The following is a 23,231-nucleotide window of genomic DNA, read 5'->3' as shown; positions in this document are numbered from 1 at the left end:
GTGAGGCGGAAGACGACTGAGCCCCGCCCGAGGAGGCAACGGAATGAGCAGCGCCCCCACCGACGACGGTGCCGGCAACACCGAGTACGGCCGCAAGGCGTTCAAGCGGTCGAAGAGCCATTTCGCCGACCGGATCACGGCTGACGGGCGCGACGGCTGGCCCGTGGAGGCGGGCCGCTACCGGCTGGTCGTCAGCCGCGCCTGCCCGTGGGCGAGCCGTGCCCTGGTCTCCCGGCGGCTGCTGGGCCTGGAGAGCGCGCTGTCGCTGGCGGTGACCGACCCGATCCAGGACGACAGGAGCTGGCGCTTCACCCTCGACCCCGGCGACCGGGACCCGGTGCTGGGCATCCGCTTCCTGCACGAGGCGTACGACAAGCGGGAGACGGACTACCCCGGCGGGGTGAGCGTGCCGGCGATCGTGGACGTGCCCAGCGGCAGGCTGGTCACCAACGACTACCAGCAGATCACCCTCGATCTGGCCACCGAGTGGCGCGAGCTGCACAGGACCGGCGCCCCCGACCTGTATCCAGAAGCCCTCCGCGAGGAGATCGACGAGGTCGCCGAGGGCATCTACCGGGACGTCAACAACGGTGTCTACCGCGCCGGATTCGCCACCTCGCAGGGCGAGTACGAGACCGCCTACGCGGATGTCTTCCGCCGTCTCGACCAGGTCTCCGAACGCCTCCGCGACCAGCGCTACCTGGTCGGCGAAACGCTCACCGAGGCCGACATCCGGCTGTTCACCACGCTGGTGCGCTTCGATGCCGTCTACCACGGCCACTTCAAGTGCAACCGCAACAAGCTGGAGCAGGACCCGGTGCTGTGGGCCTACGTGCGTGACCTGTACCAGACGCCCGGCTTCGGCGACACGGTCGACTTCGACCACATCAAGCGGCATTACTACGTCGTCCACACCGGTATCAACCCGACGTCGATCGTGCCTGCCGGACCGGACCTGTCGACCTGGCTGACCGCCCACCACCGGGAACAGCTCGGCGGGCGGCCCTTCGGTGACGGCACCCCACCCGGGCCCGTACCCGCGGGGGAGGAGATTCCGGCCGGGCACCGGCCCGTGGCGCGGTGACGCCTCAGCCTCCCAGCCGGAACCCGAGCCAGGGCAGCCAGCGGCCCTCCTCGTGGACGACGAGTTCGACGGCGGAGATCCGGGAGGACACGGGCAGGTGCGGGCGCAGCCGGCGCTCGACCGCGCGCTGGACCTGTGCACCGCCGCTGTTGGCCACCGTCAGGTGCGGCTCCAGATCGCCCAAGAGCCCGCCGTAGGGCGGGTGGTCCGGCCAGCGGGCCCGCACCGCCGCGGTGAGGGCCCGCAGCGGTGCCGCCGGCTCAGGAACCAGGTGGAGAACGCCGGGAAAGCGGGCACACCGGGTGAACGTCAGCGTGAAGGCGGGGTGCGCCGCGAACAGTGCGGCGAGCGAGGACCGCTCCGCGCTGCCGAGCCGGTCGCGGTGCAGAAAGGGGAAGAGCACCGTCACATGGGCCCTGCCCCCGTGCCGCGCCGCCGTGTCGTACCGCGCCCGCCAGCCGCGGACCACCGCATCCGCCTCCGGTACGGCGACGCTCAGCGCCGTCGTACCGGAGACCACCGGCCACCCCTCGTCCTCGCTGTCGGGCGGCTGTCGTGCGGTGCCGGCCGGCTGCGCGCTGCCCACGGCGTCCACGGCGGCACGCTACGCCGTGACGCCGCCGCTCAGGCGCCCGGGACCCGGTCCAGGAACCCCTTGACGGAGGAGATCCGCCCGTCCTCGGCGAGCGTCAGCACGTCGGAACCGGCCGCGGGGCTGGAACCGTCCGCGCTGACGACCAGCTCCCAGGAGAACCGCGCGATGCCGTGGTGCCCCTCCACGTCACCGGTCAGCCGGAACTCGCAGCCGGGGAACTGCTCCCGCGCCGCGGCGATCGCCGCGGCCAGCTCCTGATGCCCCGCCACCTGCGCCAGCGGGTCGGTGTAGCTGCCGTCCTCGGTCCAGGCCGCCGCGACGGCCTTGGCGCGTTCCTCGTCGTCGCCTGCGTTCCAGGCGCTGAAGTAGCGCTCGACGGCGCTCTCGTAGGTGGTCATGGCGGACCGTCCCCTCTCGTGGTGCGCGCCGGCCGGTTCCGGCGGCGACACCATGACGATGCCGTGCCGCGCCGTGCGGGGTCGATGACGTGCGAGGTAATGCCGCGGCTCCCCGCCGCCGTCCGCAACCCGGGCCGGTTGACGTGCCTGTGGCGGGCGGGAAGAGTCGCGCCGTGGAGATCGAGGAACTGACCTGGCCGGAGCGGCGGATCGCTCGGGCGTTCCCCCGCGGCGAGACGGTGGACCTGAGAAGCGCCCGCAACCGGGAGGTGCGGGCCCGGGTGCTGCGTGCGCTGCTGCTGCGGGTGCCCGAGGAGGACGGTGAGATACCCGCGCTGCGGCTGCGGGGCGCGCGGGTCACCGGCTGTCTGGACCTTCGGTCCGCCGTGCTCACCTGCCCGGTCTCGCTGGTGGAGTGCGACTTCCCCGAGCCGGTCGTCCTCTACGGCGCCGAATGCCGGCAGCTCACCCTGCGCCGCTGCCGGATGCCGGAGCTGCGGGGGACGACGATGCGGGTGAGCGGGGCGCTGCGGCTGAGCGACTGCCGCGTCAGCGGGGCCGTGTGCCTGGGTGGAGCGCGGGTCGAGGGCGCGCTCTTCCTGGAGCGCGCCGTGCTGGGCACCGAGCCGGACGAGTCGGATGAGTCGGACGAGTCCGAGGGAAGGGCCCCGGCGCCGGGGGAGGAGAAGGTGCTCCGGCTCGACCACGCGGTCGTCGGCGAGGACCTGCGCGCCGCCGGACTGACGGTCCACGGACAGGCGCGGCTGGACGGTCTGACCGTCACGGGCCACATCGGCTTCGACGACACCCGCTTCCTGCACCCGGGCGGCACTGCGCTGCAGGCCGAGACGGTGACCGTCGGAACCGACCTGCACTGCATGCGGATGCAGGTACGCGGCCGGACCAACCTGCGCGGCGCCACCGTTCCCGGCCAGCTCAACCTCGCCTACGCCCGGCTCTCCCACCCCGGTGGCGTCGCCCTGCGGGCCAGCAGCTGCACAGCCGGCGAGTTCTGGCTGCGCGCGGCGGCACCCGTCGAGGGAGAGATCAACCTGCGCCGGGCCCGCTTCGACCTCTTGCACATCGCACCTGCCGTATGGTCCGGCCCGGTCCGCCTGGACGGCCTGGCCTACACCACGTTGGCCCCCACGCTCGCGGCGGCGGAGCGGCTTCAGGTGCTCTCCCGGGACGAGGACGGCTACATACCGTTCGCATACGAGCAGCTGACCGCCGCCTACCGGCACATCGGCGACGACGCGGCAGCCCGCACCGTCCAGTTGGCCAAGCAGCGCAGGCACCGCACCACCCTGCCCCTCTACGCCCGGCTGTGGGGCCACCTGCAGGATGCGACGGTCGGCTACGGCTTCCGCCCCATGCGGGCCGCCGGCTGGCTGGCCGGACTGCTGCTGCTGGGCACCCTCGCCTACGGGCTCCACCCGCCCCGCCCGCTCAACGCGGACGAGGCACCCGGCTTCAACGCGTTCGCCTACGCCCTCGATCTCCTGCTGCCCATCGTCGACTTCGGCCAGGAGAAGGCGTACGCGCCGCAGGGGTGGTACCAGTGGCTGGCGTATCTGCTCGTCGTGGCGGGCTGGGTGCTGGCCACCACCTTCGTGGCCGGCGTCAACCGTACGGTCAGCCGTTCCTGACCCCACGGCCGCTCAGGAGGCGCGCCAGACCGTCGTGGCGTTGCAGAACTCGCGGATACCGTGTCCCGCCAACTCGCGCCCGTACCCGGAGCGTTTGACGCCGCCGAAGGGGAGGGCCGGGTGGGAGGCGGTCATGCCGTTGAAGTAGATGCCGCCCGCCTCCAGGTCCCGCACGAAGCGTTCCGTCTCGGCCTCGTCCTGCGTCCACACGTTGGAACTCAGGCCGAAGGGGGTGTCGTTGGCGAGCTCGATCGCCTCGTCCACGTCGCCGACCCGGTAGACCGTCGCGACCGGCCCGAAGGCCTCCTCGCGGTGGATGCGCATCGAGTCGGTCACCCCGGTCAGCACGGTCGGCTCGTAGTAGAAGCCGCGGGCCGGCTCCTGGGGGCGGCGTCCCCCGCACAGGGCCTGGGCGCCCCGGGCGAGGGCATCCTTGACGAGCTCCTCAAGGTCGTCGCGGCCCTGCTCGCTGGAGAGCGGGCCCACGTCGGTGCCGGGCTCCATGGGGTCACCGACAGTCAGGGCCCGCATGCCGGAGACGAAGTGCTCGGTGAAGGCGTCGTAGACGTCCGTGTGGACGATGAAGCGCTTGGCCGCGATGCACGACTGGCCGGTGTTCTGCACCCGCGCGGTCACGGCCGTGCGGGCGGCGGCCTCGATGTCCGCGGAGGGCATCACGAGGTACGGGTCGCTGCCGCCCAGTTCCAGCACCGTCTTCTTGATCTCGTCCCCGGCGACGGAGGCCACCGAACGGCCCGCTCCCTCGCTGCCGGTGAGGGTCGCCGCCACCACCCGGTGGTCCCGGAGCACCGACTCGATCGCGCTGGAGGGCACCAGCAGCGTCTGGAAGCAGCCGGGGGCGTACCCCGCCCGGTGGAAGAGGTCCCCCAGGTAGAGGGCGGTCTGGGGAACGTTCGAGGCGTGTTTGAGCAGTCCGACGTTGCCCGCCATCAGCGCGGGCGCGGCGAACCGGATGACCTGCCACAGCGGGAAGTTCCACGGCATGACGGCGAGGACCGGACCCAGCGGCCGGTAGCAGACCTTCGCCCTGACGGCCCCCGCGTCCCGCACGTCCGCCGCGTCGGGGTACTCGTTCGCCAGCAGGGCCTCCGCGTGCGCGGCGTACCAGCGCATCGCCTTGACACACTTGGCCGCCTCCGCCTCCGCGGCGGCCAGCGGCTTGCCCATCTCCGTCGTGATGACGCGCGCGACGCCGCCCGCCTCCTGCTCCAACAGGTCCGCTGCCGCGTTCAGCAGCCGGGCGCGCTCCTCGAAGGTGGTCGTGCGGTAGGTGCGGAACGTCGCGTGCGCCTCCGCGAGACGGCGGTCGACCTCGTCGTCGGACAGCGGGTCGAACGTCTTCAGAGTCTCGCCGTCAGCGGGGTTCACCGTGGCGATCGGCATGGGTGCGGCCTCTCCCTCGCTCGGGACCGGCGGTGTCGCCGGCCCCGTGGCTCTCGTACGCGTCTGCGGCCTCGTCCTGGCCTTCTCCCGCGCGCTCCCGGCACGTCCGGTGCGGTACGCGGCGGGCCGGTCAGCTCTCGGTGGCCGGGGGGACGTCGTCGGGGTCGTAGTCGTCGATCCCGGCCTCGACGCGCTCCTCCTCGGTGCGGCGGGCCAGCTCGTCGTCGTCGGGCTTCTCCGGCATGCCGCCGTGGATCCGGCGCTCCTCGGGCCCGCGCACCTGGTCCGGCTCGTTGCCTGCCTGGTCGGGTTGGCGCTTGGACATCTCCAGCTCCTCCGCTCGGATCGTGACTTCATGTCCCTTATGTCCAGGTAACACCCATAGGGGGGAGCGCACCAGGCGGAGCCGGGCTGCTCCGTGCGCAGGTGCGCGTGGGCCGTGTGGACGGGGTGCGCGGCACACTGCCGGTACGTCCCCGACAGTGCAGGCCCGCACGCCCCGGGCCGGGGATCAGGTGTTCGCGGACGAGGTGCTGATCCCGCTCAGCGCCGACTCCGGGTCGCGCGCGACGGCCAGGTCACCCAGCGCCACCATGCCGACCGCCTCGCCGTTGTCCACGACCGGCAGCCGCCGCAGCGCGTGCTCGCGCATCAGGGCGACGGCCCGCCCGGTCTCGTCGTCGGGCGCCACCGTGACCAGCTCCGGGCTGCACGCCTCCCGGACCGTCGTCTCGCCGGGGTCGCGGCCCTCGGCCAGCACCCGCACCACCAGGTCACGGTCGGTGACCAGACCGCGTAGTTCGTCGCGCTCCGTCACCAGTACGGCGCCGATGTCCTCGTCACGCATCCGCTGGGCGACCTCGCCCACACCGGTCAGCGTGCCCACGGCGACCGGCGCCGGGGTCATCACCTCGCGGACGTGCTGAGCCATGCCGATCCTCCTCCCGCACGGGCGGCGGCTCCGACTGCCGCCGCGGTGCCGGGCGGGTACCCACCGGCACGGCCCTCACGCGAGCGCCGCCACCGGCGGACCGCGCCCGCGAGGACCACCGGGCGGACGGCCGGCGCGGGGATGAGCGGTGCGGGCGACCGGAACGGGCTTACCTGGCCATTTCGGAAAGTGTTTTTCACCACCCGAGAGTGGGGGCAGGTGGTCCGGGCACGTACCCTCGTGATCCGGCCCTGCCCTCTCGGGCCGGGTCACCGTGGCGAGTGACGAGGATGATGCCCGTGGATGCCAGCAGCCGTATCGAAGCGGTCTACGCAGACGTTCTGCGCCGTAACCCCGGTGAGTCCGAGTTCCACCAGGCCGTGCACGAAGTGCTGCACAGCCTGGAGCCGGTGCTGCGCAAGCGGCCCGAGTACGCCGAGGCGAAGCTGGTCGAGCGGCTGGTCGAGCCGGAGCGTCAGGTGCTCTTCCGGGTGCCGTGGACCGACGACGCGGGCGAGGTGCACGTCAACCGCGGATTCCGGGTGCAGTTCAGCAGCGCGCTGGGGCCCTACAAGGGCGGGCTGCGGTTCGTCCCCGACCTCGCGCTGGGCACGGTGAAGTTCCTGGCCTTCGAGCAGATCTTCAAGAACGCGCTGACGGGCCTGGGCATCGGTGCGGGCAAGGGCGGGGCCGACTTCGACCCCAAGGGCCGCAGCGACGCCGAGGTCATGCGCTTCTGCCAGTCGTTCATGACGGAGCTCCACCGGCACCTGGGCGAGCACACCGACGTCCCCGCCGGGGACATCAACGTCGGCGGCCGGGAGATCGGCTACCTCTTCGGTCAGTACAAGCGGCTGACCAACCGTTTCGAGGCCGGCACCCTCACCGGCAAGGGCATCGGCTGGGGCGGCTCGCACGTCCGCACGGAGGCCACCGGATACGGCACGGTGTACTTCGTCCGCGACATGCTCGCCACCCGGGGCGAGGACATGGCGGGGCGGCGCGTCGTGCTGTCCGGCTCCGGAAACGTCTCGCTCTTCGCCATCGAGCAGGCGCAGGCACTGGGCGCGCAGGTGATCTCCTGCTCCGACTCGTCCGGCTACGTGGTGGACGAGGCCGGGCTCGACCTCGACCTCCTCAAGGAGATCAAGCTGGAGCGCCGCGGCCGGCTCGACACCTACGCGGAGGCCCGCCCCGGTGCGCACTTCAGCACCAACGGCTCGGTCTACGACGTCCCCTGCGACATCGCCCTGCCGTGCGCCACCCAGAACGAGCTCACCGACCAGCACGCGGTCGGACTGGTCAAGAACGGCGTCAAGGCCGTCGCCGAGGGCGCCAACATGCCCTGTACCCCGTACGCGGTGGAGGTCCTGCGCGAGGCGGGCGTGCTCTACGGCCCCGGCAAGGCCGCCAACGCGGGCGGCGTGGCCACCTCGGCGCTGGAGATGCAGCAGAACGCGGCCCGCGCCTCCTGGTCCTTCCCTGACGCCGACAGCAAGCTGGCCGCCGTCATGCGGGACATCCACGACCAGTGCGTCGCCGCCGCCGAGGAGTTCGGTGCCCCTGACGACTACATGCTGGGTGCGAACGCCGCCGGGTTCCTGCGCGTCGCCGACGCCATGCGCGACCAGGGCGTCGTCTGAGTCCGTCCGGGCCCGGGCAGCAGCCCGGGCCCGCGGGGCCACCTGGCCACCGGCTCCCACGCCGAAGGCGGCGACGAACTACGACCGGAACGGCCGCCGCCGCACCACGCGTACGTGGCGGAGGAGTTCAACGAGTGCCGCAGGCGGCACCTCCCCGGCCTCGGGCCCAGCGGGGGCGCCCGGCCGGGGGAGCCCTCACACCAGCCAGGCGGCCGCCGTCGCGGCGCCCAGGGCCGCGCCGGACACCACCTGCGCCGCCGTGTGGTACGCCAGCGCGATCCGCGACCAGCAGACCGCCGCCACCAGCAGGTAACCGAGCAGCCACCAGGGTGAGTGGACCACGGCCAGCATCGCCGCCACGCTGGAGGCCACCGCCGCGTCCACGCTGATCTTCCACGCGGAGTTCACCGCGAGCAGGCACACGGTCATCGCCCACATCGCGACCATGGCCCGCAACAGGTCGCCGGGGGCCCGGCCGGCCACCATCAGCAGCGCGCCCACGCCCACCGAGCCGAGGATCACCAGGAAGATCGGCAGCCGCTGGGTGCGGTCCACCACATGCCGGTCGCCCCAGGTGCCGCGCCGCCGCTCCCACTCGATGTACGAGGCCGGGACGATCCCCGCGCACAGCGCGGCGAACAGCCCCCACGGCGCACCCGTCCAGTCCCCGGCCGCCGCCACCCCGAGCCCGGTCAGCCCCGCCAACAAGGCGTTGCGGGGCTGCAGTACATCGGTGACCAGACGCGCGGCGGACACGTGCGGGGCTCCTCACGGCAGTGGCGGACCCGCCGCCGGCGTGCCGCGGGCGCTACCAGCGTAGTGCGGTGAAATCCACGGGCCGCGGCCGGAGTCCCGCCACCCGGTCGGCCAACCTCCGCATGCGCCGCGCCATCTCGGACGGCGGCAGATGCACGCGTCCGCCGTGCCCCGGAAGCAGCCACTCGAAGCGCAGCGCGTCCACCGTCCTCGCCAGCGAGGCGGCCAGTTCCTCGATCGAGTACCAGGTGACGCTGCGGGCCACCTCGACGTCCTGGAGGCTCCGCGCCCAGTAGAAGCTGTCCCCGCTGAAGCAGTACCGCTCGTCGGCGACGTACAGGACGCTGCCGCGGGTGTGCCCGGGCAGCGGGAAGACGCGGACGCCCGCAGCCACGTCGCGGGGCCGGGTGCCGCGCAGCACCACGTCGGCGTCGGGCGCGGCGTCCAGGTCGCCCTCGTGGATCCACAGGCGCGCCCCCAGCCGGTCGGCCCAACGGCGGCCGTGTGCGGCGTGGTCGCGGTGGGTGAGCAGCACGTCGGTGCAGCGGCCGAACTGCTCGTAGCGCCGGGCCAGCGGTTCGGCGAAGCGCGGGGTGTCCACCATCAGCCAGGTGCCGCCGGGGCGTCGCAGCAGGTAGGCGTTGGCGCCGGCGGTATGGGTCGAGTTGTGTCCGCACAACAGCACGTCCGGCTCCAGGGCCAGGGGGAAGGGGTCGGACGCGGCCGGGTCCAGGCGGCCCGACGGGGGACGGATGGAGCGTGTGTGGCAGGCGAGCGCGGCCGTGCGCAACTGGTGCTCCTCCGCCTCGGTCCGCGGCTGCCGTACGAGCTCGGAGCGGCCCTGGCCCTGCACGATCAGGTCGGGGGCGAGTTGGCGGGCCACGTCGCAGTCGGTGCACCTGTGGTCGACGTACCAGCCGGTCGGCTCGGTGGGGGCGGTGGTCTCCATGCGGGCTCCTTCCTGGGCGTCACCGCAACCGGTCCGGCGCGGTGACCCGTACGTCCTCGCGTGCCTCCAGCACACACCGGGTCCGGCCGGCAGCGGAAGAGCGCCGGTGAGCTGCGCGAGGCGGCCCCGGGGAGGTCAGGCCGCCGGATACGCCATGTACAGCAGCGCAGCCAGCACTCCGCCCAGCAGCGGTCCGGCCACCGGCACTCACGCGTAGCCCCAGTCCGCTGCGGCCTTGCCCTTGATGGGCAGCACGAACGCATAGGCCAGGCGCGGTCCCAGGTCGCGTGCCGGGTTGATGGCGTACCCGGTCGGGCCGCCCAGCGAGGTGCCGATCACCAGCACGACGAACGCGACGGCCGCGTAACCCAGCGCCGAGTTCCCGAAGTCGGGCAGCACGCCCTGCCCCTGGTCGCCGGGCTTGAACGCCGGCGAGAACAGCACGAAGGCCACCAGCACGAACGTGCCGAGAACTTCGGTGACCAGGTTCCAGAACGAGTTGCGGATCGTCGGCGCGGTGGAGAAGACGCCCAGCGTGGCGGCCGGCTCGTCGTGGTCGTCGAACTGCAGCTTGTAGGTGGCCCAGCACAGCACCGCGCCGATGATGCCGCCGAGCATCTGTGCCAGGAAGTACACGGGCACGTCCGACCACGCGGTCTTGTCCGCGACGGCGAAGGCCAGGGTGATCGCGGGGTTGAGATGCGCGCCACTCGGCGCGGCCAGGCTGGCGCCGGTGAAGACCGCGAAGCCCCAGCCGATGTTGACGAACAGCACGCCCCCGTCATTGCCGTTGGTCCTGCGCAGCACGTTGTTGGCCACGACGCCGGTACCCAGCATCACCAGCACCGCCGTACCGAGCAGCTCCCACAGGAATATGTCCCCCGCGCTCATCCCTTACCTCCACGACGTCACGCCTCGCACACCGTTCACCCGGTGGCGATGGGCGCGCACCCTACTGGCTCCGCCGCGCCGGGCGACAGGGTCACGGCGCGGGCAGTTCCAGCAGGGCGAAGACGGCGCCCTGCGGGTCGCGGAGCACGGCCACCCGGTGCCGCCGCCCGTTGGCTCCCTCGTACAGCACCTCGGCGCCCAGCCGGCGCGCGGCCGTCACCGTCGCGCCGACCTCGCGCGCGCCGAAGTAGGGCATCCAGAACGGCTCCGTGCCGCCCTGACCGGACGTCAGCACGGTCCGTCCGGCCACCGCCTCGCCGGGCGCGCCGTCCCCGCCCGGCAGCCGGAACGCCGCGTAGTGCTCCTCGCCGGCCGCCGCGTGGGAGGCGGTCCGCACCCCCAGGACGGCCTCGTAGAAGCGGTCCGCACGCCCGGTGTCGTGGACCGCGAGCTCGGCCCAGCACAGCGCGGAGGGCTCCGCGAACAGACCGGCGCCCAGATGTGCGCGCGGCTGCCAGAAGCCGACGTGCGCCCCCTCGGGGTCCACCGCCGCCACGGTGCGGCCCAGCACGCCGAAGTCCGCGGGGCCGTGCGAGACCTCGCCTCCTGCGGCCGTGACGCGCTGGGCACTGGCCGCCGCGCTGTCCGTCGCGAAGGAGACGACCCAGCTCGCTTCCTCCTCCGCCGCCTCGTCCCCCGACCATGCGATTCCGGCCACCATGTGCCGCTGCCGGGTGGCGTATCTGTAGTGGTCGTAGGCCGGCCCGGTCCGCACGTACGACCAGCCCAGTACCGCCTCGTAGAAGTGCTCGGCGGCGACCGGGCCGGGCGTGCGCAGATCCGCCCAGCAGAGTGCGCCCGCGGGATAGGACAGGGGTTCGGGCACCGGTGTTCTCCTCTCTCGGCGGACGCGGCCGGGCGGCGCACGGAAGTCGTGCACCGCACTTCCTTGCGGAACTCTACGCATTGACGGGCGAGTTGGTGACGCCGCAGGATGCGGGAACAACGGGGTGAGGGAGCTGCGGTGCACACCACGAACGCCCAGGACGAGCGGGACGCCGTCGCCGTCGCGGTCATCGGTATGGCACTGCGCGTACCCGGCAGCGACGGCCTCGTGAGCTTCTGGGAGCACATGAGGGACGGCGTCGAATCGGTCACCCGCTTCACCGACGAGGAGCTGCGCGCCGCGGGCGTCCCCGACTCCGTCCTGGCGGATCCGCACTACGTACGGGCGAAACCGGTCCTGGAGGGGGTGGCCGAGTTCGACGCCCGCTTCTTCGGCCTGACGCCCCGCGAGGCCCAGGTCCGCGACCCGCAGCACCGGCTCTTCCTGGAGTCCGCCTACACCGCGCTCGAACACGCCGGGTACGACCCGTTCCACGTGCCCGGCACGGTCGGCGTCTACGGCGGAGGCGCGCCCAACCTCTACCGGGAGTGGAACGTGGCCGCCCACCCGGAGGCCGCCGCCTTCCTCGGGGAGGTGGGGGTGATGGTCGGCAACGCCCCCGACTACCTCGCCACCGCCGTCTCCCACCACCTGGCGCTGACCGGGCCGAGCGTCAACGTCGTGACCGCCTGCTCCACCTCGCTCGTCGCCGTCCACACCGCCTGCCAGGCGCTGCGCGCCGGCGAGTGCGACGCCGCCGTCGCGGGCGGGGTCCAGGTCGAGTTGCCCCGCATCGGCGGCTACCACGCCGCCGAGGGCGGCATGTTCTCCGTCACCGGGCGGGTGCGGCCCTTCGACGCCGACGCCGACGGCACCATCTTCGGCACCGGCGTCGGCACGGTCGTCCTCAAGCGGTACGCCGACGCGCTGGCCGCCGGGGACCCGGTGCACGCCGTCATCCGGGCCTCCGCCGTCAACAACGACGGCAACCTCAAGGCCGGGTTCACCGCACCCAGCCTGGAGGGCCAGGCCGCACTCATCCGGCACACCATGCGGGAGAACGGCATCGACCCGGCCCGCATCGGCTACGTCGAGGCACACGGCACCGGTACCCGGGTGGGCGATCCCGTCGAGGTGGGCGCACTCACCCGCGCCTACCGCGACCTGGGCCACACCGGAGTGCGGTGCTGCCCGATCGGCTCCGTGAAGGGCAACGTCGGCCACCTGGGGCCCGCCGCGGGCGTCGTCGGCCTCATCAAGACCGTGCTGGCCCTGCGGACCGGCCGTATCCCTCCCAGCATCAACCACACCCGGCCCAATCCCGCCATCGACTTCGAGACCGGGCCCTTCTACGTCAACACCGCACTGTCCGACTGGCCCGCGCACCAGGAGCAGCGGCTGGCCGCGGTCAGCTCCTTCGGCGTGGGCGGCACCAACGCGCATGTCGTCGTCGGGGAGGCGCCACCTGCCGCCGACGACCCGCGCCGGACGGACGGCCCGGCGCGCCCTGTGCTGCTGCCCCTCTCCGCCGCCACCCCCGAGGCGCTCGCCGCCGGTGCCGCCAACCTCGCCGGTCACCTGGAGGCCCACCCCGAGCAGGACCTCGGGGACGTCGCCGCCACGCTCGCCACGGGCCGTCCGCAACTGCGGCACCGGACCGCCGTGGTGCCCGGCGACCAGGAGGCGGCCGCCGCGCTGCGCGCCGCGCCCACCGGCGCGGCAGCCGTACCCGCGGCCGGGGTGCGGCTCGCCCTCCTCTTCCCCGGGCAGGGCTCGCAGCACCTGGGAATGGGCCGGCGGCTGTACGAGAGCGAGAGCATCTTCCGCACGGTCGTCGACGAGTGCGCCGAGTCGGCCCTGCCGGTGCTCGGAGCGGATCTGCGCGAGGCGATGTTCGCCCCCGACGCTCCCGGCGCCGCCGAGCGCCTCACCCGCACCGGTACGGCCCAGCCCGCGCTGTTCACGGTCGAGTACGCGATGGCGCGGCAACTGGAGGCGTGGGGGCTGCGGCCCGCCGCGATGGTCGGGCACAGCGTCGGCGAGTACGTGGCCGCCTGCCTCGCGGGGGTCTTCGCCCCGGCCGACGCCCTGCGGCTCGTGGCGCGGCGCGGCGCGCTCGTCGAGGAACTGCCCGGCGGCAGCATGCTCGCCGTCCCCCTCCCCGCCGACGAACTGGACGAACTGAGCGCACTCGACGGCCACGGCACGGCCGACGGCGTCGACATCGCCGCCTACAACGGGCCCCGCCTCACCGTGGTCTCCGGCCCCGACCCGGCGATCGAGGCCCTGCGGGCCGCGCTCGCCGAGCGCGGCGTGACCAGCCGGCTGCTGCACACCTCCCACGCCTTCCACTCGGCCATGATCGAGCCCGCACTGGAGCCCTTCGCCGCCGAGCTCGCCGAGGTGGAACTCCACCCGCCCACGGTGCCGTTCGTCTCCGACGTCACGGGAACCTGGATCACCGACGAGCAGGCCGTCGACCCCGCGTACTGGACGCGGCACCTGCGCGCCCCCGTCCGGTTCGCGCAGGCCCTCGCCCTGCTGCTGGCGGAGGACGACCTGGTGTTCGCCGAGGCCGGACCCGGCCAGGTGCTGACCGGGCTGGCCCGCGCCCAGGCCGTCGCCGCCGGGCAGCGCGACCGCACCGTGGTGCCGGTCATGCCGGCGCCGCAGGGCGGTGCGGACGGCCCGCTCTGCCTGGCCCGCGCGGTCGCAGCGCTGTGGACGGCCGGGGCACAGGTCGACTGGGCCGCCCGGCAGGGCCCTGCCGGGCGCCGGGTACCACTGCCCACCTACCCCTTCGCACGTACCGTCCACTGGCTCGACCCCGACGACCGGCGCGAGCGGCAGGCACCCGCCGCACCCCCGCAGCAGCACACGCCCGGCGAGGGCCGCCGCCCCGTCGAACGAGCGCTGTTCCGCCCCGAATGGCGCGAGGACCCGGCGCCGCCGCCCGCCTCCGCCTCCCTGGCCGTGACCTGGCTCGTACTGCGCAACGGCGACCTCCTCGACGACACGGTCACGGCACTGCGCCGCGCCGGCGGCGAGGTCGTCACGGTCGAACCGGGCAGCCGCTTCACCCGGCTCACCGGCAGCCGCTACCTGCTCCGCCCGGGAGCACGCGAGGACTACGACGCCCTCGCCGACTCACTGGCCGCCGACGGCCTGACACCCGCCCGGGTGCTGCACGGATGGCTGTTCGGACCTCCGGGCGACAGCGCGGAAGCCGGGACGGTCACGTCCGAGGACGGCACCCGCCGCCAGCTCGATCTCGGCTTCTTCAGCGTGCTCCACCTCGCCCAGGCGTACGCGGAACGCGGTGCGTCATCGGCCGCCGGCATGCGCTGGGACGTGGTCGGCTCCCGGCTGCGCGCCGTGACGGGGGACGAACCCCTCGACCCCGCCCGCGCCGCGGTGACGGGGGTCTGCGACGTCCTGGCCAAGGAGATGCCAAAGATCGCTGTCCGCTGCCTGGACGTGGCCGAACACCGCTTCGGGCCCGGGCTGCTGGCGGAGCTGGCACGGGCCGGGCAGCCCGCGCCGTCCTTCGCCGCCTGCGGCGACCGCTGGGTCGCGCTGCGCGGCCGCCGCCGCTGGCTCCTGCGCTACGTCCCGCTTCCCGAACCCCGCGCCCAGGGCACCGCAGGGCCCCTGCGGGAGCGGGGCACCTACCTGATCACCGGCGGCCTCGGCGGTATCGGTCTCGCCGTCGCCGAGGCGCTGGCCAAGGCCGTCCGCGCCCGCCTCGTGCTGACCGCCCGTTCACCCTTCCCGCCCCGCGAGGACTGGGACAGGATCGCGGCCGGGGCCGAGCAGGACGGCGTCGGCCCGCGCACGTGCGAGGCGGTGCGGCAGCTCCTGCGGATCGAGGGGTACGGCGCCGGCGTACTGGTGTGCCGCGCCGATGTGGCCGACGAGGCGGCCATGCGTGCCGCCCTGGAGCGCGCGGAGGCGGCGTTCGGCCCCTGCGACGGCGTCTTCCACACCGCGGGCGTCCCCGGCGGCGGGCTGCTGGCGCTCAAGACCCGCGCCGAGGCGGAGCGCGTCATGGCGGCCAAGGTGACCGGAACGCTGGTGCTGGACCGGCTGCTGGGGGAGCGGGTGCCGTTGATGGTGCTCTTCTCCTCCATCACCTCCGTCGCCGGCAACCTCGGCCAGACCGACTACGCCGCGGCCAACGCCTTCCTGGACGCCTACGCGCACGCCCGCGCCGCCGAGGGCCCCGGCTTCACCGTCTCCGTCAACTGGGACGCCTGGGCCGAGATCGGCATGGCCGCCGACGCCGGCTCCCTGGCCCCCGCCGCCTTCCGCGCACTCCAGGCGGGCGGCACCGCACTGCCCACCGGCGCCCTGGCGACGGTTCCCGCACAGGCGGGCCCGCCAGGTCCCGAGCACCTCGAAAATTTCGAACACCCCGCAAACTCCGCGCACTTCGAAGTACCGGAGCACGAGGATCCCGAGCCCGGAGCTTCGGAGCGCCTCGAAGAGCCGGACCAGCCGGAGGAACCGCAGCAGCCGGAACAGCGGGAGCGACTCGCACACCGAGGGCGTCCCAACCCGCTGCTCGGCGCCCGGAGCGCCGCCGACGAGGACACACCCGAAGAAGGGCCCGCCGGACGGATCGTCCACCGCGTCGTCATGGACGGCGAGACGCACTGGATCTGCCGCGAACACCGGGTCGCGGGCACGCCCGTGTGGCCCGCGACGGGCTACCTGGAGATGGCACGGGCCGCGGGAGCCGAGGCACTGGGCCGGGACCCGGCGGCGCCGGGCCCGCTGGTGCTGAGCGACGTGACGTTCCTGTCCGTCCTCGCCCTCACCGGACCCACCGCGCTGCGCACCACCCTCGACCCCGAGGGCGAGGGCTACCGCTTCACCGTAGCGAGCTCGACCGACGGCGCGGAGTGGGCCGAGCACGCCGTCGGCCACCTCCGGGCGGCGGCCGAGGCGCCCGTGCAGGAGCACGACCTGACCGTGCTGCGGGAGTGCCTTCCGGTCGTCAAGCCGGACACCGAGCCGTACGAGCCCGAGCTGGGGCTCGTCGATTTCGGGCCGCGCTGGTCCAACATCGCCGAGCTGCGGCGGGACGACTCCGCCACGCTCGCCCGCATCGAGATGCCGGAGGCGTACCTCGCCGAACTCGCGGACCACCCGCTGCACCCCGCGCTGTTCGACGCGGCCACCTCGAACGCCGTCTATCTGCCGGAGCTCGGTCCGACGGGGGAGAGCTACCTGCCCTTCTCCATCGGCGCCGTCACGCTGCACGGCCCGTTGCCCGCGGTGGTGCACGTGTACTCGCGGCGGCGCAGTGCGCACCGGAACATGGTCACCTTCGACCTCACCGTCACGGACGGGAAGGGACGCGAGGTGGTGGATGTGACCGGGTACACGGTGCGGGTCTGGGACCCGGCGGACTTCCGTGCCAGCCTCACCGCACCCGCCGCCACCCCTGCGTCCGTCTCTGCCGCGCCGGACACCTCTCCCGTCCCCGCCGCGTCCGCGGACCCGGCCGACCCGCCCGGCGGGATCGGCGGTGCGTTCGCCATCCGCCCGGAGGAGGGCATCGCGGCACTGTGGCACATCCTGGGCGAACGGCTCGGGCCGCAGATCGTCGTCGTACCGGAGGGCATCGAGGAGCGGTTGCGCGCGGTGGAGGGGCTGACCCAGGACGTGATCGCGCAGGCCGGGCGGGAGCCGTCCGAGCGGCGGCACGGTTTTGCAGAGCCGGCATCGCGGCTGTCCGGGCAGGGCGCCGGGGACGCGGCGGTGCTCCCCGCTGCCAAGGCGGGCGGCGACGGGGCGACGGACAGCACCCTGGCGGGCACCCACGAGCGGCTGGCGAAGCTGTGGTCCGACGCACTGGGCATCGACGGCATCGGCATGGACGACGACTTCTTCGCGCTCGGCGGCAACTCCCTCGTCGGAGTGCAGCTCGCCGCGCGCGTGCGCCAGGAGTTCGACACCGATCTGCCCATCGCCACCCTGATCGAGAACCCGACCGTACGCGCCATCGCAGGGATCATCACCGCATGAGCACCTCCCCACCGGCCCCCGGGACCAACCCGTGGCTGCCGTTCACCCCGCCCGACTCCGCAGTCGGCAGCCGGCCGCGGATCAGGCTGCTGTGCTTCCCGTGCGCCGGACAGGGCGCCTCCGTCCACCGCCCGTGGCAGCGGCTGCTGGCTCCGGACATCGAAGCGGTACCGGTGCAACTCCCCGGGCGGGAGGGCCGGGCGACCGAGGCGGCGCACAGCGACATGGACGGCCTGCTGGCGCAGCTGCTGCCCGTCCTGGAGGAGCAGGCCGACGCCGCGCCCGGCGGTTTCGCGCTGTTCGGACACAGCCTGGGCGCGCTGATCGCCTACGAGGCGGCCCGCAGGCTGGAGGCCCGCGGCAGGGTGCCGCTCGGGCTGACCGTCGCCGCTCAACGCCCGCCCCACCTCCCTCAGGAGCGCGAGCCGGTGCACGATCTGCCGCGTGCCGCCTTCCTGACCATGCTCGGCCTGTACGGACAGGTACCTCCCGAACTCTTCGACGACCCGGCGGCCGTCGAGCTGGCGGCCGCCGGACTGCGGGCCGACTTCACCCTCGTGGAGACGTACGCGTCATCCGCTGCGGCGCCCCGGCTGCGCTGCCCGGTGACCGCCTGGGCCGGTCTGGCGGACATCACTGTCCCGCCCGGTTCCATGCGCTCCTGGCGGGAGTTGACGGACGGCCCCTTCGTCTTCCGGCCGGTGCCGGGCGACCACTTCTTCGTGGGGCCGCGGGCGGAGGAGCTGACCGGTGTGCTGCGCTCGACGCTGACTCACGGCACGGTTGCCACCAGCAGGTCCACCACATAGGCCTCCTCGACCTGCCCGTCGGGGAAGAGCTCCAGCAGGCGGGCGCGCTCGGCCTCGGCGAACCGGCGGGTGTCCTCCTTCTCCCGCACGAGAAAGGCCGAGTGGCTGGTGAGATTCCCCAGGTGCGTGTCGAGGGAGACGGTGCGCTGCCACCGGATGAGACGCCGGGCGGCCGGGAGCCTGTCCACCCCCGCGCGCCGGAAGGCCTCCGCGTCCTCGGGGCGTCGTGCGGAGGGTGGCGGCGTCGCCGTGTGGCGCGCCACGCGTTCGGCCTGCGCGGTCGTCCACGGCGCGTCCAGCGCGCTGGTGTTCCACCACAGGGCGAGCGCACCGCCGGGCCGCAGGACGCGCCGGGCCTCGGGGACGGACCGGTCGGGCCGCGTCCAGTGCCAGGACTGCGCGAAGGTGAGCAGGTCGCGGGAGCCGGTGGCGAGGGGCAGGGCGTTGCCGTCGCCGCGGACGAGCGGTACGCCAGGCAGCGCGGCGCGCAACTGCCCGGCCATGGCGGCGCCGGGCTCGACCGCGATCATCTCGGCTCCGCGGTCGCGCAGCAGCGCCGTGGCGATGCCGGTACCCGCCCCCACGTCCGCGGCCCGCGCGCCCGCGAGGGGGCGCCCGGTCAGCTCCTCCACGGCGTCGAGGAGCGCGGGCGGGTAGGACGGCCGGTGCGCGGCGTAGCGGTCGGCGGCGGTTTCGAAGGAGAGCGCGCGGGCTGAACCGGTCATGGCAGCCATCCTGACGGCTCAGCCCGCCGCCTCGCGGGCGAACCGGTCGAGCGCGGCCCGCACATGGTGCCGCTTGGCGTCGCCTCCCAGGTGCCCGGCGTCGTCGACGAGAGTCAACTCGGACCCGGGCCAGGCCCGGGCGAGCTGCCACGCGGTGTCGGGCGGGCTCCCCATGTCGAACCGGCCGTGCACCAGCACCCCCGGGATGCCCGCGAGCCGTCCGGCGTTTCGCAGCAGTGTCCCCTCCTCCAGCCAGGCGCCGTGCGAGAAGTAGTGGGCGCAGATCCGCACCAGCGCGAGCCGGTCGACACCGGGCCGGTCACCGTACGGCCGGGCTCCGCCGGTCGTCTCGCCACCGAGCACCGCGTCCTCCCACGCCACCCACGCGGCGGTGGCCCGCTCGCGTACCTCCGCGTCCGGGTGGCTGGTCAACCGGGCGTAGGCGGTGAGCAGGTCACCGGTCGTGACGCCGGACACCGCTGCCGCCTCCTCGGCCGCCGGATACCCCGCGAACCGCTGCCACGCCTCGGGGAAGAAGCGGCCTGCGCCCCGGTAGAGCCAGTCGGTCTCCGCGCGACGGGTCGTGGTCACGGCCGAGATGACGATCTGCGCGACGCGCCGCGGATGCGTCTGGGCGTACGCCAGGATCAGCGTCGAGCCCCACGAGCCGCCGTGCAGCAGCCACTGGTCGACGCCGAGGTGCTCGCGGAGGCGTTCCATGTCGGCGACCAGGTGCCAGGTGGTGTTGGCGTGCAGGCCGGCGGCGGGGTCGGCGGCGTGCGGCGTGCTGCGTCCGCAGCCGCGCTGGTCGAACTGGACGATGCGGTACCGGTCGGGGTCGAACAGCCGCCGCCCGGCCGGCTTGCTCCCCGAGCCGGGACCGCCGTGCACCACCAGAGCCGGCTTGCCCGCCGGGTTGCCGGCGGCCTCCCAGTACACGAGGTTGCCGTCGCCGACATCGAGCAGGCCGCTCGCGTACGGCTCCACGAGCGGATACGGGTCAGTCATCGCTCTCCCGGCGGGCGGGTCCGAGCAGGGTGATGTGCAGATCGCAGTGGTCGGCCAGGCGGACCGTGGTGCGGTCGAAGACCATGCGGCCCCGCTCCGGGTGGTCGAGGACCTGGGTGCCCAACGCCGTGTCGCTGACGTCCTGGCGCCGCCACAGTTCGGCGAAGGAGGGGCTGCGTGCGGCCAGTTCGGTCACGGTACGGCAGAAGACGGGGTCGTCGGGGTGGCGTGCGGCCTCCGCGCGGAACCCGGCGACCGGTTCGGGAGCCAGCTCCTCCCAGTTCGCCGGTGGACGGGTGCCGGGCACGGCGCCGGTGAAGCGGTTCAGACAGCTCTGCCCCGGCTGCGGGGCGCCGAACACCTCACCCGGCGCCGCGTTTCCGCCCACGAAACGCCAGTAGCGGTCCAGGACGTAGGCCGGGTGAGGCAGCCGGTCCTCCAGCACCCGGGCGACGGATTCCGGCAGAACGTCGGGGGACGCGTGCGCCTGCCCGGCTGCGTCCGGGGAGGCGGTGCGCGTGCGTGGCGCAGCGTGCCCGGCCAGCCGGTACAGATGGGCGCGTGCGGTGCCGTCGAGGCGGAGGATGCCGGCGACCGCGTCCAGCACGCTCGCGGTGACGCCGATCCTGCGGCCCTGCTCCAGCCACGTGTACCAGCTCGACCCGATCCCGGCGAGCGTGGCGACCTCCTCCCGGCGCAGTCCCGGGGTGCGGCAGCGGCTGCCCGGCGGCAGCCCCACGTCCCGCGGTCGCAGCCGGGCGCGCCTCTCCCGGAGGAAGGCGCTGAGCTCCGTACGCCGCTCCGTCCTGGTACTCACGGCACCACCATAAGCGCCGCCTTGGTCGCCGCCGACGGCCCGCCCACACTGACGGGACCCAACACCCCAGCCGGGAGAGGCGAGTTCGCGGTGCCCGGAACAGAGAACGACCACCCCCGCCCCACCGGCCCGGCAGCGTCCGCCGCGCCACGCCCGGACGCCCGCCGCGCGCCCCCGCACCGGCCCCGGAGCCGGACCTGCCGCCCGGCCGGGGCCCGGCCCCGGCACCCTGCGCGGCGCCTCGCGCGGGCGCTGCGCAGTGGGGCGCACCGGCCGTCGTGCTGCTCGGCGCGCTGATCGGATTCCTCGACATCTTCCTCGTGAACGTCGCCAACCCGGCCATCCGGGCGGACACGCACGCCACGTTCGCCCAGATCCCACTCGTGCCGGTGGGCTACGCCCTCGCCTACGCCGTCGGGCTCGTCACGGGCGGCCGCCTCGGAAACCTGTACGGCAGACGGCGGCTGTCCCTGACCGGGGCCGCGGCCTTCGCCGTCACCCCCACCGCGTGCGCGTGCGCCACCACACCGCAGTTTCTCATCGGAGCGCGGATCGCGAAGGACCTGGCCGCCGCACTCATGCTGCCCCAGGTGCTGGTGCTGGCCTCGGTGCAGGTCACCTTCCTGCGCGAGGACGGGCGGGGCGCGCGCCCTCAGCCTCTACGGCTCCGTGGTGGGCGCAGGCGTCGTCGCCGGGCGGATCGTCGGTGGCCTGCTCCTTCAGTGGAACGTGGCCGGGCTGGTCCGGCGCGCGCTCTTCCTGGTCAACGTCTCCTGGTAAACGTCCCGCTGTGCGCCCTCACCTTCGCCGGGGCCCGCCCTGGTGCCCCGAAGCGGCCGGACGGGGGAGCGGCTCGGACTGGACCTGCCGGGGGCCGCCCCGCCGGGAGTCGGCCTCTTCGGCCTGCTGCACCCGCTGGTGACCGGCGCCGAACACGCGTGGACGCCCCTGGTGGCCGAGGTGTGCGGCGCAGCCGTGCTGCTGGGGGTGTTCGTCGCGTGGCAGCACCGTGTCGCCCGCGCCGGACGGGCCCCGCTGCTGCCGCCGCGGTTCTTCGCCCAGCGCAGGTTCTCCCTCGGCGTGCCTGGCGCGCTGCTCTTCCACGGAGGCGACGGCGCCTTCGTCTTCCTGCCGGCCTTCCACCTCCAGCGGAGGCTGTCCTTGGCGCTGTGGCAGGCCGCCGTCGAGTTCGTGCCGACGGCCGTGTGCACTTCGGGCCGCCGCCGTGGCGCGGCAGGCTGGTCGCCTGCTGGGGCGGGCGGGTCGTACCCTGCGGCGCCCTGGTGACGGGCCTGGGACTGCTGGCCGGGTGCGCGGCCGGGGAGGGCGGGCACCCCGGCGACCGGGCCCTCGTGCTGCTGCCGGGCCTGCTGCGGTACGGGCTGGGCGGTGGCATCGTTGCCACCTCGCTGCTCGGGCTCGCCCTCGCCGAGGTGGTGCCCGAGGACGCCGGCGCCGCCTCGGGCGGGCTGCTCACCGCCGTGCAGGTGGCGGAGGCGGCGGGCGTCGCAGGCATCGGCGCGCTGTTCGCGGCGCTGTCCGCCGCCCACGGCAGCGGCGGGGCGTTCGGCGCCTGCGTCGCGCTGCTGGCCGGCCTGTGGCTGCCCACCACCGCGCTGTTGTCCGCCTTGCGCCGCCCGGCCGGGACCGGGCCCGGAAGGAGCGCGTGGCCCCGGGCGTGACCCCGGGGCGCTGTACCGGACACGCTGCGAACGCGGCAGCATTGCCGACTGCCGACTGCCGACTGCCGACTGCCGACTGCCGACTGCCGACTGCCGACTGCCGACCTCATGCTGCCTGTCTGCCTGTCCGGTGCGGCCCCACCCGGCCGGCGCCCTCAGAGCTACGCCCACTCGGTGGACACGGGCCGGGCAGAGGTCACCGTCTCGCCCCTCCCGGGCTGCTACCCGGACATATCCCGCATACCGTCGTTGACGCCGACAAGACACCGACAAGACGCCGACAAGACGGCGACCTGGCAGACCGACCGGCAGGCCGACGGCGGACCGGTCGGCAGAGCGAGGACCGGCCGGCCCCGCCGACCCGGCAGGCCGGACGACGAGGGGAACGTGACGGTGAGCGAACAACTGAGCGAGCAGGTGGAGGACGAGGAGGGGCGGCGCGAGACGGTGCCGGTCCGCCCGCACGTCCACGTACGGTCGAGCCCCGGCATCCGGGGCGGCGAGCCGCCACGGCGTGTGCACCCCGTCGTGCAGATCTTCACCGACGCTGCGCGGGCCGTGCCCGGATATCCGCTCTCTCCGCTGGTGACGGACGAGTTCTGTGTGCTGATCGGCCCGGGCAACGCCTCCACCATGATCGCCGTCTACCTCGACGACGTGGCGACCCTGTGGGTGGACCAGTACATGTGGAGCGCGTACGAGTGGTCCGACCAGGACGCCGGCGAGCTCGGCTTCCTCGCCGAGGCCGTGGCGGCCGTGCAGCGCGGCGACGGCGCCGTCCACTTCCGCCAGGACGACGGGCGGCTGGTGCACCTGGGCGGCCGGATCGGCAGCCATGTCGTCGGCCCGGGCGGTGTCCGTCCGCCCCCGCTCAGCTACCCGCTGATCCCCTGGTCCTCCCAGCTCGGCCCCGTCCACTGACCCCGCGGACGCCGCCCGGCCCGGTACGGACGGCTGCCCGGGGGGCGGCC

20 protein-coding genes and 1 pseudogene are annotated in these 23,231 nt (G+C 74.0%); 9 read left to right on the top strand and 12 right to left on the bottom strand.

From position 1 onward, the window contains the following. Nucleotides 1–43: 43 nt before the first annotated feature. Nucleotides 44–1,084 (top strand): glutathione S-transferase C-terminal domain-containing protein, encoded by a 1,041-nt coding sequence (locus H297_RS0118390; protein WP_027738266.1) that lies wholly within the window; start codon nt 44–46, stop codon nt 1,082–1,084. Nucleotides 1,085–1,088: 4 nt separating this feature from the next. Here the strand turns inward: H297_RS0118390 and H297_RS0118385 are convergent, their stop codons facing one another. Next, nucleotides 1,089–1,679 (bottom strand): 2'-5' RNA ligase family protein, encoded by a 591-nt coding sequence (locus tag H297_RS0118385; RefSeq protein WP_486589560.1) that lies wholly within the window; start codon nt 1,677–1,679, stop codon nt 1,089–1,091. A 29-nt stretch (nt 1,680–1,708) separates the two neighbouring features. Beyond that, entirely contained in the window at nt 1,709–2,077 is a 369-nt protein-coding gene (locus tag H297_RS0118380) for a nuclear transport factor 2 family protein (RefSeq protein WP_027738264.1), read from the bottom strand. Between the two features lie 173 nt (nt 2,078–2,250). Between H297_RS0118380 and H297_RS0118375 the strand changes: the two genes are divergently transcribed. Next, entirely contained in the window at nt 2,251–3,726 is a 1,476-nt protein-coding gene (locus tag H297_RS0118375) for a hypothetical protein (protein ID WP_027738263.1), read from the top strand. A 12-nt stretch (nt 3,727–3,738) separates the two neighbouring features. Here H297_RS0118375 and H297_RS0118370 read toward each other — a convergent pair whose 3' ends face one another. The 3 genes from H297_RS0118370 to H297_RS0118360 form a co-directional block, all read right to left on the bottom strand. Continuing rightward, nucleotides 3,739–5,130: an NADP-dependent succinic semialdehyde dehydrogenase gene (locus tag H297_RS0118370; RefSeq protein WP_027738262.1), complete on the bottom strand. Its 1,392-nt coding sequence runs from the start codon at nt 5,128–5,130 to the stop codon at nt 3,739–3,741. Nucleotides 5,131–5,260: 130 nt separating this feature from the next. Beyond that, nucleotides 5,261–5,455, bottom strand: coding sequence for a hypothetical protein (locus tag H297_RS0118365; protein WP_027738261.1), 195 nt, complete (start codon nt 5,453–5,455; stop codon nt 5,261–5,263). 186 nt (nt 5,456–5,641) lie between these two features. Further along, complete coding sequence (locus H297_RS0118360; RefSeq protein ID WP_027738260.1) at nt 5,642–6,061, bottom strand: CBS domain-containing protein; 420 nt, start codon at nt 6,059–6,061, stop codon at nt 5,642–5,644. Between the two features lie 290 nt (nt 6,062–6,351). On the opposite strand from H297_RS0118360, the gene gdhA reads away from it, so the two are divergent. After that, nucleotides 6,352–7,704 carry an NADP-specific glutamate dehydrogenase gene (gene gdhA, locus H297_RS0118355; RefSeq protein WP_078514264.1) on the top strand — a complete coding sequence of 451 codons (1,353 nt, stop codon included), beginning with the start codon at nt 6,352–6,354 and terminating at the stop codon, nt 7,702–7,704. A gap of 195 nt (nt 7,705–7,899) precedes the next feature. On the opposite strand, the gene H297_RS0118350 is transcribed toward gdhA, so the two are convergent. From H297_RS0118350 to H297_RS37025, 4 genes are all read right to left on the bottom strand, one after another. Further along, a complete protein-coding gene (locus tag H297_RS0118350; RefSeq protein ID WP_027738258.1) occupies nt 7,900–8,460 on the bottom strand; it encodes a hypothetical protein in 561 nt (186 codons plus the stop codon). A 52-nt stretch (nt 8,461–8,512) separates the two neighbouring features. Then, complete coding sequence (locus H297_RS0118345; RefSeq protein WP_027738257.1) at nt 8,513–9,409, bottom strand: MBL fold metallo-hydrolase; 897 nt, start codon at nt 9,407–9,409, stop codon at nt 8,513–8,515. A gap of 207 nt (nt 9,410–9,616) precedes the next feature. Further along, the gene (locus H297_RS37030) at nt 9,617–10,300 is read right to left on the bottom strand and encodes an MIP/aquaporin family protein (RefSeq protein ID WP_078514262.1); all 684 of its coding nucleotides are present in this window, start codon (nt 10,298–10,300) and stop codon (nt 9,617–9,619) included. A 91-nt stretch (nt 10,301–10,391) separates the two neighbouring features. Next, entirely contained in the window at nt 10,392–11,186 is a 795-nt protein-coding gene (locus tag H297_RS37025) for a VOC family protein (protein ID WP_051351959.1), read from the bottom strand. Nucleotides 11,187–11,324: 138 nt separating this feature from the next. Between H297_RS37025 and H297_RS37020 the strand changes: the two genes are divergently transcribed. Then, a complete protein-coding gene (locus tag H297_RS37020; protein WP_051351958.1) occupies nt 11,325–17,219 on the top strand; it encodes a type I polyketide synthase in 5,895 nt (1,964 codons plus the stop codon). After that, a complete protein-coding gene (locus tag H297_RS37015; RefSeq protein ID WP_051351957.1) occupies nt 17,216–18,028 on the top strand; it encodes an alpha/beta fold hydrolase in 813 nt (270 codons plus the stop codon). Before H297_RS37020 ends, H297_RS37015 begins: the two co-directional genes overlap by 4 nt. On the opposite strand, the gene H297_RS0118320 is transcribed toward H297_RS37015, so the two are convergent. From H297_RS0118320 to H297_RS0118310, 3 genes are read right to left on the bottom strand one after another with little or no spacing between them, the layout of a single operon-like run. Beyond that, nucleotides 17,992–18,753 carry a class I SAM-dependent methyltransferase gene (locus H297_RS0118320; protein ID WP_027738256.1) on the bottom strand — a complete coding sequence of 254 codons (762 nt, stop codon included), beginning with the start codon at nt 18,751–18,753 and terminating at the stop codon, nt 17,992–17,994. The genes H297_RS37015 and H297_RS0118320 overlap by 37 nt on opposite strands. An 18-nt stretch (nt 18,754–18,771) precedes the next feature. Further along, entirely contained in the window at nt 18,772–19,761 is a 990-nt protein-coding gene (pip, locus tag H297_RS0118315) for a prolyl aminopeptidase (RefSeq protein WP_027738255.1), read from the bottom strand. Then, entirely contained in the window at nt 19,754–20,578 is an 825-nt protein-coding gene (locus H297_RS0118310) for an MmyB family transcriptional regulator (protein WP_027738254.1), read from the bottom strand. Before H297_RS0118310 ends, pip begins: the two co-directional genes overlap by 8 nt. A gap of 278 nt (nt 20,579–20,856) precedes the next feature. Here H297_RS0118310 and H297_RS44355 point away from each other — a divergent pair. The 4 genes and pseudogenes from H297_RS44355 to H297_RS0118285 all read left to right on the top strand — a co-directional run. Then, nucleotides 20,857–21,171: pseudogene (locus tag H297_RS44355) on the top strand (MFS transporter); the annotation flags it as partial. 229 nt (nt 21,172–21,400) lie between these two features. Further along, nucleotides 21,401–21,865 carry a hypothetical protein gene (locus H297_RS44350; RefSeq protein ID WP_027738252.1) on the top strand — a complete coding sequence of 155 codons (465 nt, stop codon included), beginning with the start codon at nt 21,401–21,403 and terminating at the stop codon, nt 21,863–21,865. After that, a complete protein-coding gene (locus H297_RS44345) occupies nt 21,862–22,260 on the top strand; it encodes a hypothetical protein (RefSeq protein ID WP_027738251.1) in 399 nt (132 codons plus the stop codon). The genes H297_RS44350 and H297_RS44345 overlap by 4 nt, the downstream gene beginning before the upstream one ends. A 393-nt stretch (nt 22,261–22,653) precedes the next feature. After that, a complete protein-coding gene (locus H297_RS0118285) occupies nt 22,654–23,181 on the top strand; it encodes a hypothetical protein (RefSeq protein WP_027738250.1) in 528 nt (175 codons plus the stop codon). Nucleotides 23,182–23,231: the final 50 nt, after the last annotated feature.

Source organism: Streptomyces sp. CNT360 (assembly GCF_000424785.1).
The sequence above is the reverse complement of the archived record's forward strand: the minus strand, read 5'-3'. Positions and strand labels throughout refer to the sequence as shown.